Here is a 13,648-nt window from a genome sequence, read left to right on the forward strand (position 1 = left end):
TGCCAGTTCCGCGAAAAGGGGCGCGCAGGAGCATTTCGGACCTGCGCGTGCGCCGTCGCACGCCCCCCAACCGGTCTGTGGTCCAGTGTCCCACCGGCATCCCGGATTTCCGGGCGGAATCGCAGGTCCAGACACGGGACGTCCCGGACCATCCCAAATGCCCACGTTAGCCCTGGTGTCGAGCGGGTCGGCCGCACATCCTCGAACTTGTCAACACATCGACACAACGACCACACAGGCACAGTCACCCGAGTCGAACAGGGGCTCGTGCGCCTCGTACACACCGACGGGGAGCGTGTGCGTCAGTGAACGTCGACCGGCCGAACCGGCCGTCGGGCCGTCGGGCCGTCGGGCCGGCAGGTCGGCAGGCCGGCAGGCCGGCAGGTCAACGCGTCAGTGCGTCAGTGCGTTGACGCGTCAACGCTCAACAGGTCAACGGGGATCAGGGGGATCACATGCAACTCAAGGCCAGGCTGCTGCTCGCGGCCGTCGCCGTGACGGCCTCTGCCGGGCTCGCGCTCGGCACCGCCGCTCCGCTCGCCACGGCTGCCGAGCCGCACGTCGTCGACGGCTCCGGTGCCGCGTACAACGACTGGGGCGACGAGGGCACGCTGTCCGTCAACTCGCACTCCAAGAGCAACGCGACGCGGCTGTGGCAGAGCGTCCTGTACGCCGACGGCGCCAAGTGGAAGGACTCCAGCGGCAATCTGCACACCTTCACCCAGTGGGACATCGACGGGATCTTCGGCTGGAAGACCCGCTCGGCGACCAAGTACTGGCAGGCACAGGAAGACCTGGAGGACGTCGACGGGATCGTGGGCAAGGAGACCTTCGGTCAGGCCGACGGCTTCCTCGACGGGCCGTACGACGACGGCAAGGTGACGTACGCGGGCCTGTCGCACGAGGTGAACTTCAAGCGCCTCGACGGGGACTACTACGTCAGGATCGGCTCGAAGTGGAGGGTCGCCGCGTACGACTGGCGTGGCTGAGGGGCCGGTCGGCAACGGCCGGTGACGGCGCGTCCCGGCGGCTCGCGCGGGCGCCCCGACCGCCGATGACCGCCGATGACCGCCGATGGGGGCCGATGGGGGCCGTCACGACAGGGTGACGGCCCCCATCAGCGCGGCGGCGACGAGGATCAGGGTGATCAGGACGGCGAGGGCGGCGTACAGGGCGACGCGTCCGGGCGGACGAGGGGCCGGCTCGTCGGCGGGGGTGTCCCACCAGGGGAGCGTGGGGTCGTCCTCGTACACCTCCGCGGCGTTCTCCGCCCGCTCCCCCGCCGCTCCGGGGTCGGACGGCTGGGACGGCGGGACCGTCTGGGGGGCCGGGCGCGGCCAGGCCCGCAGGGCCAGTTCCCGGAGCGCCCCGAACCGTTCGGCGTCCTCCCCGGCGACCCGGCACAGGGCCACGACCGCCTGCCGGGGCGGGGGCTGCGTGCCGTTGAGGTACCGCTGCCAGGAGGACTTGCTGTACGCGGTGCGCGCGCCGAGCGCGACGAGGCTCAGTCCCGTGCGGTCCTTCAGCAGGCGTAGCTGCTCGACGAAATGCTGTACCTCCGGGGGGAGTTCGTCCGGCAGCGGCTGCCAGGCGCTCATCGGGCTGCCTCCTCGGCTCAAGGGCGGGTCTGAGCAGGTGACGACGGTCGCGGGTGCACCGGTTCCCACCAGTACGGGCGTCGGAGCTGTGGCGTTCGAACAGTGCGCCGGGGTGTCCCGGAGTGGTGTGGAGTGACGTGGGTGGCCTGGTGAGGCGAAGCGAAGAGCATGACGAGGGGCGCGTGACATCGGCCCCGCGCGCCGGTGATGTCATGCCGGGATGACGTCCGGGTGCCGTCGCCGTGGCCCGATGCGGACACCTTGGCGGAATGGTCACTTCCGTGCCACAGCGGCCTGACAGGTGTTGAACAGGGCGTTCGCCGTGCAGGAACGTGGAACGCGACGGCGGTCCGTCCTTACTCGGGGGAGGGGACGGACCGCCGTCGCACTCTGTCGGTGGCGGGGGGCGAGGCGGGACGGCCTCAGCCCGCCTCCTCGTCGCCCACCGTGAAGTGCAGCGTGTCCTTGAGGAACGGGATCTCCAGCAACGGCCTGGGCTGGGCCATCAGCGCGAGCAGCACGATGGTGGTGCCGAGCACGATGTACGTGGCCATGTCGGTGAAACGGGAGCGGACGGCGAGCATGCCGACGTCCCGGACGGCCCAGCGCAGCGCGGCGCCGGCGAGCAGCGCGACGCCGATCAGGATGGTGCCGACCCGGAACGCGTCCAGCGCGGTGAGCAGCAGCCCGAGGCCCACGGTGCTCAGCACGGCGAGGATCGGCCACTGCCGGACGGGGGCGGGCGCCTCACGCGGCGCGGCGCGGCCACCGCCCTCGGGCCGGGCGGTGTCCTTGGTGAACATCGGGAACCGCCGGGTACCGCGCACGGGCTTCCCGTCGGCATCGGGCACGCTGATGTGATCCCGCACCTCGATCTCGTCAGCGGCTCCGCCCGGCTCGCCGGCACCGTCAGCCTCGGCCGGCTTGTCCGCGTCGGCCGGCTTGTCCGCGTCGGCCGGCTTGTCCGCGTCGGTCGCCTTGGCCGCGTCGGCCGCTTCCGGGGCGCCGGCAGCCTCGGCCGGCTTGTTCGCCTCAGCCGACCCGTCCGACTCCACAACGCCGTCAGCCTCGGTGGCCTCGGCCGCCCCCTCCGCCGCAGCCGACCCGGCGGTTTCAGCGGTCCCAGCGGTCCCAGTCGTCCTCGACATCTGTGCCCTCTCCGACGTCGCCGCCCCGTCGTTCGTGCCCGGCCGCTCCGGCGCGGCGGCTTCGCGCGGTGTCTTCCCGGGCCCGCCACCGGCCGACGCCCCGAGCCGTTCGGCCCGGTCGGGGGCCCTCGGCGGCCCCGGCGGTTCCGATGTCCCCTCGGCCCTGCCGTCAGCCGACACTGCGCTCCGCCGCCTCGACCACATTGACGAGCAACTGGGCGCGGGTCATGGGCCCGACACCCCCGGGGTTGGGGGAGATCCAGCCGGCGACCTCGGCGACGCCGGGGTGGACGTCCCCGACGATCTTGCCCTCGGCGGAGCGGGAGACACCGACGTCGAGGACGGCGGCGCCCGGCTTCACGTCCTCGGGCCGGACGAGGTGGGCCGAGCCGGCCGCCGCGACGATGATGTCGGCGCGCTTGAGGTGCGCGGCCAGGTCACGCGTGCCGGTGTGGCACTGCGTCACCGTCGCGTTCTCGCTGCGCCGGGTCAGGAGCAGCGGCATCGGGCGGCCGATGGTGACACCGCGCCCGACGACCACGACCTCGGCGCCCTTGATCTCGACGCCGTACTGACGGAGCAGGGTGAGGACACCGTTCGGGGTGCAGGGCAGCGGCGCGGGCTCGTTCAGGACGAGGCGCCCGAGGTTCATCGGGTGCAGGCCGTCAGCGTCCTTGTCGGGGTCCATCAGTTCGAGGATGCGGTTCTCGTCGATGCCCTTGGGAAGCGGCAGCTGCACGATGTATCCGGTGCACGCGGGGTCCTCGTTGAGTTCCCGCACCGCCGCCTCGATCTCCTCCTGCGTGGCGGTCGCGGGCAGTTCACGCTGGATGGAGGCGATGCCGACCTGCGCACAGTCGCGGTGCTTGCCCGCCACGTACTTCTGGCTGCCGGGGTCGTCCCCGACCAGGATCGTGCCGAGTCCGGGCGTGACGCCCTTCTCCTTCAGCACCGCCACGCGGGTGGTCAGATCGGACTTGATCGCGGCTGCGGTGGCCTTGCCATCGAGAATCTGGGCGCTCATGGCCCCAATCTTCGCGGATGACCGGCGCCGGGTTCCAATCCGGTCACCAGGCGGACGCCTTCCGACCCGCGGCGAGGCGGATCGTCGTCCGTGTCGGACAAGATCGGACGTGTTGCACTTGCACAACACCCGGTGATTCTCCCTGGACATCCGGGCGGGCATATAAAACGATTGGGACACAGTGCCGCGGGCACTGCCGGGGGGCGTGACCACTTCACAGCGCAGGGCATTCCTCCGAACCGTGCCGCGCGTCCCCGCACCAGGCAACGGAGGAAACCCCGACATGAGCTTCGGCGACCCGAACAACCCGTACGGCCAGCCCCAGCAGCAGCCGCCCGCCCAGGGTTACGGCTACCCGCAGCAGAACCAGCCCCAGCAGCCGGGGTACGGCTACCCGGCCGCCCCGCCGGTCTCCCAGGGCTACGGCGGCTACCCGGGCGCGCCCGAGACCATGCCCAGCACGGTGAACGCGGCCCGCATCATGCTCTGGGTCATCGTCGGCCTCCAGGTCGTCGGCGTGCTGCTGTACGGCATCGGCGCGATCGGTGTGGCGGCGGCCAGCGACAGCACCGAGGACCCGGCTCTCGCGGAGGCGCTGGGGAACATCCCCACCGGCCAGATGGTGGCGATCGCCGTCTTCGCGGTGGCCTGGCTCGTCTACGCGATCATGCTGGCCGTGAAGTTCAAGTCCGGCGGCAGCGGCGTACGCGTCGCCGCGCTGGTCTTCGGCATCATCACGGCCGTCCTGGGCATCTTCCCGTTCTTCCTGATCGGTCTGGTCCACCTGGTGCTGGGCATCCTGATAGCCGTCTTCGTCGGCAACGCGGCAGGCAAGGCGTGGTTCAACCGCCCGCGCTACTGAGCCGCCGAGCACAGCGAAGGGCCGTACCCCGCAGGAGGGGCACGGCCCTTCGGCGCGTTCACGCCAGACAGGCGCCGGGCCCCGGCCGGGGCCCCACGGTGTTCACGGAGCTGTCCCAGGTCTGCGTCCCGCCCGGCGGGAGTCCATAGCTGAGACCACCGGTCACGCAGTAGGTGACCCGGGTCATGTTGGTTACCTCGGTGACTCGCAGAGCCGGGTTGAACGTGGCCCGCTCGCCCTCCTTCACCAGGACCGGCTGGGTGCCCAGCAGCGGCTGGAGACACACGTACCCGGTCGGGCAGAGCACCACGGCCTCGTCCTCGGCGGCCGCCGCGCCGCCGACCCCCGTACCGAGCGCCATCGCGAGCACCGCCCCGAGGGAGACGACCCGGCGTAGCCGACTCGACCTGTTCCGCATGACTGACCCCCTGAGTCCCGAGCGATTGGGCCGGCCCCTCGACCCTCGCAGCGGAACGCCCGCCTCTGCACCGGGGTATCGGCCATTCCGCGTGGCGCTGCCGCAGGTGCAACGAGAGGGCTGACTTCTTTGAACAGCCATGACCCTCTATGACTCGTTCTCCTTCGGAAACGTCGTAGACGCCGGACCTGTGATGCTTCCCTCCCCGGCCCGTACCCTGACGCGTCCATGCCTGCCTCGGGGGAGGAACCAGTCATGCACAGCACCATCGTCGTGACCGCGGACGGAGTGCGTCCGGGCGAACAGATCCGACTCGCGCCCGGCGAGTCCCTGCCCTTCGGCCGTACGGAACGGCCGGGCACCCCGCACCTCCGTACCGGTGCCGAAGGGGTATCGCGTCGGCGCCCGGGAGATCCGTGAGCCGCTTGGCTCCGGGGCCTTCGGCACGGTGTACGCCGCGAGGCGCACGGAACCGGTCGAGGGACTGCCCGCCGAGGCCGCCCTGAAGTTCCACCCCACCAGCACCCGTACTCCGCGCCAACTGCGTCGCCTCCAGGAACTCGCCGAGCACGAGAAGGAGTTGCTGCTCCGGCTGCGCCGTCCGCGCCTCATCCGCATGTACGAGACGCTCACCGTGGACGACCCGTCGGACCCGCTGCTCGACGGCGCCTCCGTCCTCGTACTGGAACGCGCCGAGGGCTCCCTCGACCAGTTCATCGACCAACTGGCCGCACGGGCACGGGGACAGCGTGCCCCGCACACCGCGTCGTCCCTGCTCCGCCGGGTCGAGACGGCGGCCGCCACCTGGGGGGCGCTGCGCGGCACGACATAGCGAGCGGCCCACTGCTGACGCGTACGACGCGGGGCCCGTCGGTATGTCCGACGGGCCCCGCGCCCCGCACTCTCGACGAGCGGCTCAACCGAGTGGCTCAACCGAGCGGCTCGGTGGAGCGGCTCGGTTGAGCGGCTCCGCCAGGCCGCTCAGTGGAAGAAGTGCCGCGTCCCCGTGAAGTACATCGTGATGCCGGCCTTCTGCGCGGCCTCGACGACCAGCTCGTCACGCACCGAACCGCCGGGCTGGACGATGGCCTTGACGCCTGCCGCAGCCAGGACGTCGATGTTGTCCGGGAAGGGGAAGAAGGCGTCGGAGGCGACGTACGAGCCCCGCGCGCGCTCGGCACCGGCCCGCTCCACCGCCAGCTTGCAGGAGTCCACGCGGTTGACCTGTCCCATGCCGACGCCCACCGACGCGCCGTCCTTGGCGAGCAGGATGGCGTTGGACTTCACCGCGCGGCAGGCCTTCCAGGCGAACGCCAGCTCGGCCAGCTCGTCGGCGGAGAGGGCGTCACCGGTGGCGAGGGTCCAGTTCGCCGGGTCGTCCCCGTCGGCCTGGAGACGGTCGGTCACCTGGAGCAGCGCACCGCCGTCGACGGGCTTGAGCTCCACCGGCGCGGCGGGCGCGCCCGGCGCCTTGAGCACCCGGATGTTCTTCTTCTTGGCGAGGGCCTCCAGGGCCCCCTCCTCGTAGTCGGGCGCGACGATGACCTCGGTGAAGATCTCCGCGACCTGCTCCGCCATCTCCTTGCTGACCGGCCGGTTGACGGCGATCACACCGCCGAACGCGGACAGCGGGTCACAGGCGTGCGCCTTGCGGTGGGCCTCGGCGACATCGGCACCGACCGCGATACCGCACGGGTTGGCGTGCTTGATGATCGCGACGGCCGGCTCGTCGTGGTCGTACGCGGCACGGCGCGCGGCGTCCGTGTCGGTGTAGTTGTTGTACGACATCTCCTTGCCGTGCAGCTGCTCGGCCTCGGCGAGACCGCCGGTCCCGGAGACGTACAGCGCGGCGGGCTGGTGCGGGTTCTCGCCGTAGCGCAGGGTGTGCGCGCGCTCCCAGGTGGCCCCGAGGAAGTCGGGGAACTGCGAGTCGTCGGCGGGCGCGTAGGACGACGCGAACCAGGAGGCCACGGCCACGTCGTACGCGGCCGTGTGCTGGAAGGCCTCGGCCGCGAGCCGCTTGCGGGTGGTGAGGTCGAACCCGCCGTCCTTGACCGCCACGAGGACGTCCGCGTAGCGGGCGGGGCTGGTGACGACCGCGACGGAGGGGTGGTTCTTGGCGGCGGCGCGGACCATCGAGGGGCCGCCGATGTCGATCTGCTCGACGCACTCGTCGGGGGTGGCGCCGGAGGCGACGGTCTCCCGGAACGGGTAGAGGTTCACGACGACGAGGTCGAAGGGCTCGACCCCCAGCTCGGCGAGCTGGCGCTGGTGGTCCTCCAGCCGGAGGTCGGCGAGGATGCCCGCGTGGACCTTGGGGTGCAGGGTCTTGACCCGGCCGTCCAGGCACTCGGGGAAGCCGGTGAGCTCCTCGACCTTGGTGACGGGGACGCCGGCTGCGGCGATCTTCGCGGCCGTGGAGCCGGTGGAGACGAGCTCGACACCGGCCTCGTGCAGCCCGCGCGCGAGCTCCTCGAGCCCGGTCTTGTCGTAGACGCTGACGAGCGCCCGGCGAAGGGGCCGCTTGTTGATGTCGGCGGTCACTGAATAACTACCTTTCGTCCCTCAATGCGATAGCCGTTGCGGGCGAGCCGCCCCACGACATCGACGAGCAGCCTTCGCTCGACTTCCTTGATGCGCTCGTGCAGAGCACTCTCGTCGTCCTCGTCCCGGACCTCCACCACGCCCTGCGCGATGATCGGTCCGGTGTCGACGCCGTCGTCGACGAAGTGGACGGTGCAGCCGGTGACCCGGGCGCCGTAGGCGAGCGCGTCCCGCACTCCGTGAGCCCCCGGGAAACTGGGAAGGAGAGCCGGGTGCGTGTTGACGAACCGACCGCCGAACCGCGCCAGGAACTCCTTCCCCACGATCTTCATGAACCCGGCGGAGACGACGAGATCGGGCTCGTACGCGGCGACGGCCTCGGCGAGCGCCGCGTCCCACTCGTCACGCGTCGCGTGGTCCTTGACCCGGCAGACGAAGGTCGGCAGCCCGGCGCGCTCGGCGCGGGCGAGTCCCTCGATTCCGCCGCGGTCGGCTCCGACGGCCACGATCTCGGCGCCGTAGGCCTCGACGCCGGTCGTCGCGATGGCGTCCAGCAGCGCCTGGAGGTTGGTGCCGGATCCGGAGACCAGCACGACGAGGCGCTTGGCCACGGGCTTGGCGGCCACGGTGGGGCCCTTTCTACGGGTTCTACGGGTTCTACGGGTTCTACGGGTTCTACGGGTTCTACGGGGACGTTCGGGTCCGCCGACGGCGCCGGTGCATGCGGTGCACCTGCGCGCTTGTGCATTCATACGAATGCTTCGCGTCCCCCAATACGGGGAAGTCTACGAAGCGGCCGACCGTCAGCAACGATACCGGCACATCGGGCGGCCCCCGTGGGACGGGGGCGTGGCCGGGAGGTAGCGTCTGCCAGGAGTGGGCTCGGGAACGCGGTCGGTGTGCGGGGCGTTCACGGAGTGACAGCTCATGCCCTACCAGTAGATTTCACCGCCGAGATCAGGCTCTACCGCCCGACTTCATCGATGACTCATCGCCGTACTCACCAAGGGGAAGACGCACTCCTGATGCCGGACCGCAGCCTCCGCCTTTCTTCGCTCCTGCTGCGCGAGCGGAGTTCCTCGCCCACGCCTCCGCGCGAGAGCGAGGACACCCCCGAGCAGCCCGGGCAGTCCGGGCGGGGCCAGGGCTCAGGCTCTTCGGACGACAATCCGTTCGCGCCGCCGCCCGAGGACGCGCCCGACCGGCCGTGGCAGCCGCGCCGACCCGACGGCCGGGGTTCCAGTGACGGAGCGGGGCGCGGTGGTGGTCACTCGCCGTGGGGCAGTCAGTGGAGCAACCGGCAGCCCGGCCGCTCGTCCGGCGGACACTTCGGTGAGCGTCCCGGTGGCCAGGGCGGACCGGGTGGACCCGGCGGTTCCGGCCAGGGCCCCGAGGGCGGGCCGGGCAGCGGTCTGCGCTGGGACCCGACGGACCCCGCCCAGCGCCACGCGCGGTATTCGCTGCTCTGCGGCATGTGGGCGTTCTTCTTCGCGCTCTTCGCCTGGCCGTACGTGGCCCTGCTGCTCGGTTCGCTGGCCGTGTACTGGGCCGTCAGCGCGCTCCGTGCCAAGCCGGCCACACCGGACCCGTCCCGGCCGGCGGCGCCCGAGCCGAGCGGTCGCCCGCAGCGGACGGCGGCCATCAGCGGCCTGGTGACCTCCACGATCGCGCTCGCGATCGTCGCCATCACCTTCACGGCGCAGTTCGTCTACCGCGACTACTACACCTGCGTCGACGACTCCCTCACCACGGTCTCCGCCAAGTCCTGCAAGGACCTCCTCCCGGAGGGCCCGCTGCGGGACGTGCTGGGCGCGCAGTAGCCGCTGGTCCGGCACCGGCTCGACGCCCGTCAGACAGACCGCCGGGCGCAGCGGCCAACGCCCCGAAGGCGCCGCCTGATCACAGGCGGCGCCTCCCCTTTGTCAGAGCACTTCCCCGGGACGGTTCTCGGCACCGGAGTCGAGCCCCGGCGGGCCCTCGGGCGAGGCAGCGAAAGCGGAACCGTCATCGGAACCGTTCGCCGCGCTTCCGCCCGCCACCGCCTCGGATGACGAGCCGGTCCCGGGTTCACGGCCGGGGCTTACATCAGGGCCGGGGCTTGGTGGTGGGCTGAAGCGGGCCGTGGGGCGAGCACCTTCGGCTCGGGCCGTCAACACCTCGCGCAGTGCCGCCCAACGGGCTTCGCGGGAAGCCGGGTCCCAGACGGGCGGGACCGCAGAGGCGGCTGATTTGTGGGCGTACGGGTCGAGGGCGTCGTACGGCGTGGCGGCGTCGGAACCGGAGTCGCGATCGGCATCGGGACCGGAGTCGGCACCGGCACCGGAGTCGGCACCGGCACCGGCACCGGCGGAAGCGTTCAGGGCGGCGGTGGACGTGGCAGCGGTGGACGTGGCAGCGGTGGAGGGCCGTTCAGGCGCAGGCACCCCCACCGTCCTCACCCGCCCGGTCTCGATCCCCGGCACCCCCGCCGCAGTCGTCCGAGCGGCCCCCCTGGCCCCCGGCACTCCCGCCGCCGTTCGCCGGCCGGTCGTCGGTTCGGCAGCCGGGGTCTTCCGGTCCCGCATGCGTACCCGTACCCAGCGTGCCGCCAGCGCGACCGGGATCCCCACCGCGCCCACCCAGGCGCCCGCCGCGCCGCCCGCCCGCCACCCCACGGGGCCGAATTCGGTGAGCGCGGCGACGCCGAGGGAGCCGCCGGCGAGGTGGGTGAGGACGGCGAAGACGGCGGCGGACAGAAGCGCGGCGAAGAGAGCCGCGGCGGCCGTACGCCGCGCGGTCCACGGCGCCGAGCGGTCGGCGGCGGCCCGCGCCGCGATGAACCACCCGACCGTCACTCCCGCGGCGAGGGGCACCAGCCCCACCACCCAGTACGCCGGCGCACCCCCACCCGCGGGAACAGCGGCGAGCAACGGGAAGGACGGCAGGAACCCGACGGGAGCCGCCGCGCTCAGTGGCGCGACGGTGTGCCCGGCGCTCAGCACGAAGCCGGGGCCGAGCGCGTAAGCCGCCCCCCAGAGCGCCGCGTTCGGGACAAGGGCGACACAGAGCAGCAGGACGGCGAACCGCCCGGACAGCCCTTCGGTGAGCTGCAGGAAGGACTCTCGGGTCGCCGCTCCGTGCCAGACCAGGGACACCGCCACCAGCAGGGCGCCCCCACCGGTCAGCACGAGTACACCTGCCACGGCAGCTCGTCCGGCGGCGGCCGTCAGCTGCCGCCGTCCTTGCGTCCGCCGGGCACCCCCGAGGAGCGCGGGTAGGGGCAGCCGGGAGCGCCCGCGCGCCGCCCACACCCCCGTGCCCGCCGCGAGCGCCGCGAGCAGTGGTACGCAGAGCGCGGCCCACAGCCACGACGGGCGCAGCACTCCCCCGGAGGCGTACAGCGTGACCACCGCGCCGACGGTCGCGTATCCGATGACGAGTCCGGCCCAGGTCGCACGGGCGCTCACCCCGGAGCCGTCCCCCGCGTGGTCGCGGGCCGAACGGTGCAGCAGCACCACCGGCAGCGCGAGCAGGAGGAGCGGGACGAGACCGACCGGGGCGGGCGCACCGGAGAGGGTGTCGGTGCGGACGAGTTCGACGCCGTGGGAGAGCAGCCACAGGGCCGCCGCCACATGCAGTGCCCCGCCGGGCCCGCTGTCCGGGTACGGCGAACTGATCCAGAGCACGGTCACGAGCGCGGTGAACACCGCACATCCGAGGCCCGCCGCGAGGGCTCCGCCCAGCACCCCGGAGACGAGCTTGGACGACCGGCGGCGCGCCCTCCGCAGCAACGGCGACAAGGGGGACCGCGGCGACGACGAGTACAGGGAGGCCGTCGCCGCGCCCTGCCGCATGGGCACCCCGGGTGCCGTGGAGGATGCCGTCCAGCCGTGGTCGGTGGGGTGGGCCGGCCCCGCCGTCGGGTCGTTCGGGTCGGTCGCATGCGTCACGTCGGCCATGCTCCCAACGACACGCGCTTTACCGGCGTAACAGACGTTTCCTGCACGTGTCGCCCAATATGTGCTTATGTGTTTTTTCGCGCGAAGGTTGGTCCAACGGAGGTCGCTACGGCGGGAGGCGATCCAGTGACCGCGCCCGGGGCCGGGCCCGGAACCGGAACCGGAACCGGAACCGGAAAGGGAACCAGGAGTGGAGCCGCGGCTTCCGGCGAACCGCCGGTCCCGAGCGGGACCGAGTGGTACCAGCAGCCCCTGGGCACGGAGCCCGACTCGGGCCCCGACACCGACGATCCGGCCTCAGCCCCGGCCCCACCACGCCTGACACCCGCCCAGGCCTTCGACGCGCTCTACGCGTACTGCGCCCCCACCCTTGTACAGCAGACCTATCTGCTCACCGGGCAGCGTCGGCTCGCGCGTGAGGCCGTGGAGCGCGCCTTCCAGCTCGCCTGGCACCGCTGGCCGGAGGTGGCGGTCGACCGCGACCCGGCGGGCTGGGTGCGGGCGGCGGCCCACGACTACGCCCTCTCCCCCTGGCGCCGTCTGGACCCCCGCGCCTTCCAGCACCGCGAACCACCGCCGGCCGACCCCACCGGCCGAGCCCTGCTGACCGCACTCCTGGAACTGCCACCCCCGTACCGCCGGACCCTGCTCCTCTACGACGGCGTGGGCCTCGACCTGCCCGACACTGCCGCCGAGACGGAGGCCAGCACACCCGCCGCCGCGGGCCGCCTCCTCTACGCCCGCGCGACCGTCACCGCACGCCTCCCCCAGGCAGTGGCCCCCGACGACCTCAACCGCCTCCTCGCCGCGCTCCCGTCCGACGTCCGCCCCGGTCCGACCAAGCCGCTCGCCCTCCGCACTCGGGCCGACCTGCGCGCCCGGCGCTGGATCCACGCCGCGATCGCCTTCACCACCCTGCTCCTCACCACCACGGCCCTCACCCTCCACACCGCCCCCGACCACTACGAGCCCCCGGTCCCCCCGGGCACCCCGGTCCAGGGCATCCCCCCGAGAGCGGCCCCGGGCCCCCTGTCCAAGACCGAACAGAAACTCCGGGCCAAGCTCAGATCGGAAGCGACCGCCGGTCCGGAGCGCCTGCACCCGGAAGCCCACTGAGCGGCGACGCCGCCGAACCGGTCGCCCGCCCCGGGTACGCCAGTGGGCCCGTACCCCCTGAACAGGGGATACGGGCCCACAAAAGGCTCAGCCGAGCTGAAGATCAGCCGTTGAGGATCTCGCGCGCGAGCTTCGCCGTCTCGGTGGGCGTCTTGCCGACCTTGACGCCGGCGGCCTCCAGGGCCTCCTTCTTGGCGGCGGCCGTACCGGAGGACCCGGACACGATGGCGCCGGCGTGACCCATGGTCTTGCCCTCGGGGGCGGTGAACCCGGCGACGTAACCGACGACCGGCTTCTTCACGTTGGCCTTGATGAAGTCGGCGGCACGCTCCTCCGCGTCGCCACCGATCTCACCGATCATCACGATCAGGTCGGTGTCGGGGTCGGCCTCGAACGCGGCGAGCGCGTCGATGTGCGTCGTACCGATGACCGGGTCGCCACCGATACCGACGGCCGAGGAGAAGCCGATGTCACGGAGCTCGTACATCATCTGGTACGTCAGCGTGCCGGACTTCGAGACCAGACCGATGCGGCCCGGCTTGGTGATGTCACCGGGGATGATGCCGGCGTTCGACTGACCGGGAGTGATCAGACCCGGGCAGTTCGGGCCGATGATCCGGGTCTTGTTGCCCTTGGTCCCGGCGTACGCGTAGAACGCGGCCGAGTCGTGGACCGCGATGCCCTCGGTGATGACGACCGCGAGCGGGATCTCGGCGTCGATGGCCTCGACGACGGCGGCCTTGGCGAAGGCCGGCGGTACGAAGAGGACGGACACGTTCGCGCCCGTCTTCTCGATCGCCTCGGCGACGGTGCCGAAGACCGGGATCTCGGTGCCGTCGACGTCGACGGACGTGCCCGCCTTGCGGGGGTTCACGCCACCGACGATGTTCGTGCCGTCGGCCAGCATGAGCCTGGTGTGCTTCATGCCCGTGGCACCGGTCATGCCCTGGACGATGACCTTGGAGTCCTTGTTGAGGAAGATAGCCATGGCTGTTCTGTC

General features: G+C 72.0%; 13 protein-coding genes and 1 pseudogene. 6 read left to right on the plus strand and 8 right to left on the minus strand.

Going from position 1 to position 13,648, the window contains the following annotated elements:
- Nucleotides 1-455 precede the first annotated feature (455 nt).
- Nucleotides 456-989, plus strand: a complete 534-nt coding sequence (locus K1J60_RS16595) for a peptidoglycan-binding domain-containing protein (protein ID WP_220646904.1) — start codon at nucleotides 456-458, stop codon at nucleotides 987-989.
- A 105-nt stretch (nucleotides 990-1,094) separates the two neighbouring features.
- On the opposite strand, the gene K1J60_RS16600 is transcribed toward K1J60_RS16595, so the two are convergent.
- The 3 genes from K1J60_RS16600 to K1J60_RS16610 all read right to left on the minus strand — a co-directional run bounded on the left by K1J60_RS16600 (nucleotide 1,095) and on the right by K1J60_RS16610 (nucleotide 3,770).
- Nucleotides 1,095-1,598, minus strand: coding sequence for a helix-turn-helix domain-containing protein (locus K1J60_RS16600; RefSeq protein ID WP_220646905.1), 504 nt, complete (start codon nucleotides 1,596-1,598; stop codon nucleotides 1,095-1,097).
- Between the two features lie 422 nt (nucleotides 1,599-2,020).
- Nucleotides 2,021-2,746: a DUF3017 domain-containing protein gene (locus K1J60_RS47170; protein ID WP_220646906.1), complete on the minus strand. Its 726-nt coding sequence runs from the start codon at nucleotides 2,744-2,746 to the stop codon at nucleotides 2,021-2,023.
- A 169-nt stretch (nucleotides 2,747-2,915) separates the two neighbouring features.
- Complete coding sequence (locus tag K1J60_RS16610; protein ID WP_220646907.1) at nucleotides 2,916-3,770, minus strand: bifunctional methylenetetrahydrofolate dehydrogenase/methenyltetrahydrofolate cyclohydrolase; 855 nt, start codon at nucleotides 3,768-3,770, stop codon at nucleotides 2,916-2,918.
- Nucleotides 3,771-4,053: 283 nt separating this feature from the next.
- On the opposite strand from K1J60_RS16610, the gene K1J60_RS16615 reads away from it, so the two are divergent.
- Entirely contained in the window at nucleotides 4,054-4,632 is a 579-nt protein-coding gene (locus K1J60_RS16615; RefSeq protein WP_220646908.1) for a hypothetical protein, read from the plus strand.
- A gap of 58 nt (nucleotides 4,633-4,690) precedes the next feature.
- On the opposite strand, the gene K1J60_RS16620 is transcribed toward K1J60_RS16615, so the two are convergent.
- Nucleotides 4,691-5,050 carry a hypothetical protein gene (locus K1J60_RS16620; RefSeq protein WP_220646909.1) on the minus strand — a complete coding sequence of 120 codons (360 nt, stop codon included), beginning with the start codon at nucleotides 5,048-5,050 and terminating at the stop codon, nucleotides 4,691-4,693.
- A 255-nt stretch (nucleotides 5,051-5,305) separates the two neighbouring features.
- On the opposite strand from K1J60_RS16620, the gene K1J60_RS16625 reads away from it, so the two are divergent.
- A complete protein-coding gene (locus K1J60_RS16625) occupies nucleotides 5,306-5,470 on the plus strand; it encodes a D-lyxose/D-mannose family sugar isomerase (protein WP_220646910.1) in 165 nt (54 codons plus the stop codon).
- Nucleotides 5,430-5,795 (plus strand): annotated as a pseudogene (locus K1J60_RS16630) (serine/threonine protein kinase); the annotation flags it as partial. The gene K1J60_RS16625 and the pseudogene K1J60_RS16630, both read left to right, overlap by 41 nt.
- A 236-nt stretch (nucleotides 5,796-6,031) precedes the next feature.
- Here K1J60_RS16630 and purH read toward each other — a convergent pair.
- Together purH and purN are read right to left on the minus strand one after the other, a co-directional pair.
- The gene (purH, locus tag K1J60_RS16635) at nucleotides 6,032-7,594 is read right to left on the minus strand and encodes a bifunctional phosphoribosylaminoimidazolecarboxamide formyltransferase/IMP cyclohydrolase (protein ID WP_220646911.1); all 1,563 of its coding nucleotides are present in this window, start codon (nucleotides 7,592-7,594) and stop codon (nucleotides 6,032-6,034) included.
- Entirely contained in the window at nucleotides 7,591-8,220 is a 630-nt protein-coding gene (gene purN / locus K1J60_RS16640; protein WP_033525337.1) for a phosphoribosylglycinamide formyltransferase, read from the minus strand. Before purN ends, purH begins: the two co-directional genes overlap by 4 nt.
- A gap of 399 nt (nucleotides 8,221-8,619) precedes the next feature.
- Here purN and K1J60_RS16645 point away from each other — a divergent pair, with 399 nt between their 5' ends.
- A complete protein-coding gene (locus tag K1J60_RS16645; RefSeq protein ID WP_220646912.1) occupies nucleotides 8,620-9,414 on the plus strand; it encodes a hypothetical protein in 795 nt (264 codons plus the stop codon).
- A 102-nt stretch (nucleotides 9,415-9,516) separates the two neighbouring features.
- On the opposite strand, the gene K1J60_RS16650 is transcribed toward K1J60_RS16645, so the two are convergent.
- Nucleotides 9,517-11,532, minus strand: coding sequence for a cell division protein PerM (locus tag K1J60_RS16650; protein WP_220646913.1), 2,016 nt, complete (start codon nucleotides 11,530-11,532; stop codon nucleotides 9,517-9,519).
- A gap of 126 nt (nucleotides 11,533-11,658) precedes the next feature.
- Between K1J60_RS16650 and K1J60_RS16655 the strand changes: the two genes are divergently transcribed.
- Nucleotides 11,659-12,648 (plus strand): SigE family RNA polymerase sigma factor, encoded by a 990-nt coding sequence (locus K1J60_RS16655; protein ID WP_259407754.1) that lies wholly within the window; start codon nucleotides 11,659-11,661, stop codon nucleotides 12,646-12,648.
- A 103-nt stretch (nucleotides 12,649-12,751) separates the two neighbouring features.
- On the opposite strand, the gene sucD is transcribed toward K1J60_RS16655, so the two are convergent.
- Complete coding sequence (sucD, locus tag K1J60_RS16660) at nucleotides 12,752-13,636, minus strand: succinate--CoA ligase subunit alpha (protein ID WP_220646915.1); 885 nt, start codon at nucleotides 13,634-13,636, stop codon at nucleotides 12,752-12,754.
- Between the last annotated feature and the right edge of the window lie 12 nt (nucleotides 13,637-13,648).

The organism is Streptomyces akebiae, assembly GCF_019599145.1.
Lineage (GTDB): Bacteria > Actinomycetota > Actinomycetes > Streptomycetales > Streptomycetaceae > Streptomyces > Streptomyces akebiae.

Excerpts from the sequence above, each read along its gene's own strand:
- K1J60_RS16615 (WP_220646908.1), top strand. The coding sequence starts at position 4,054 with ATGAGCTTCGGCGACCCGAACAACCCGTACGGCCAGCCCCAGCAGCAG.
- sucD (WP_220646915.1), bottom strand. The coding sequence starts at position 13,636 with ATGGCTATCTTCCTCAACAAGGACTCCAAGGTCATCGTCCAGGGCATG.
- K1J60_RS47170 (WP_220646906.1), bottom strand. The coding sequence starts at position 2,746 with ATGTCGAGGACGACTGGGACCGCTGGGACCGCTGAAACCGCCGGGTCG.
- K1J60_RS16620 (WP_220646909.1), bottom strand. The coding sequence starts at position 5,050 with ATGCGGAACAGGTCGAGTCGGCTACGCCGGGTCGTCTCCCTCGGGGCG.
- K1J60_RS16600 (WP_220646905.1), bottom strand. The coding sequence starts at position 1,598 with ATGAGCGCCTGGCAGCCGCTGCCGGACGAACTCCCCCCGGAGGTACAG.
- K1J60_RS16610 (WP_220646907.1), bottom strand. The coding sequence starts at position 3,770 with ATGAGCGCCCAGATTCTCGATGGCAAGGCCACCGCAGCCGCGATCAAG.
- K1J60_RS16595 (WP_220646904.1), top strand. The coding sequence starts at position 456 with ATGCAACTCAAGGCCAGGCTGCTGCTCGCGGCCGTCGCCGTGACGGCC.
- K1J60_RS16650 (WP_220646913.1), bottom strand. The coding sequence starts at position 11,532 with ATGGCCGACGTGACGCATGCGACCGACCCGAACGACCCGACGGCGGGG.
- K1J60_RS16645 (WP_220646912.1), top strand. The coding sequence starts at position 8,620 with ATGCCGGACCGCAGCCTCCGCCTTTCTTCGCTCCTGCTGCGCGAGCGG.
- K1J60_RS16625 (WP_220646910.1), top strand. The coding sequence starts at position 5,306 with ATGCACAGCACCATCGTCGTGACCGCGGACGGAGTGCGTCCGGGCGAA.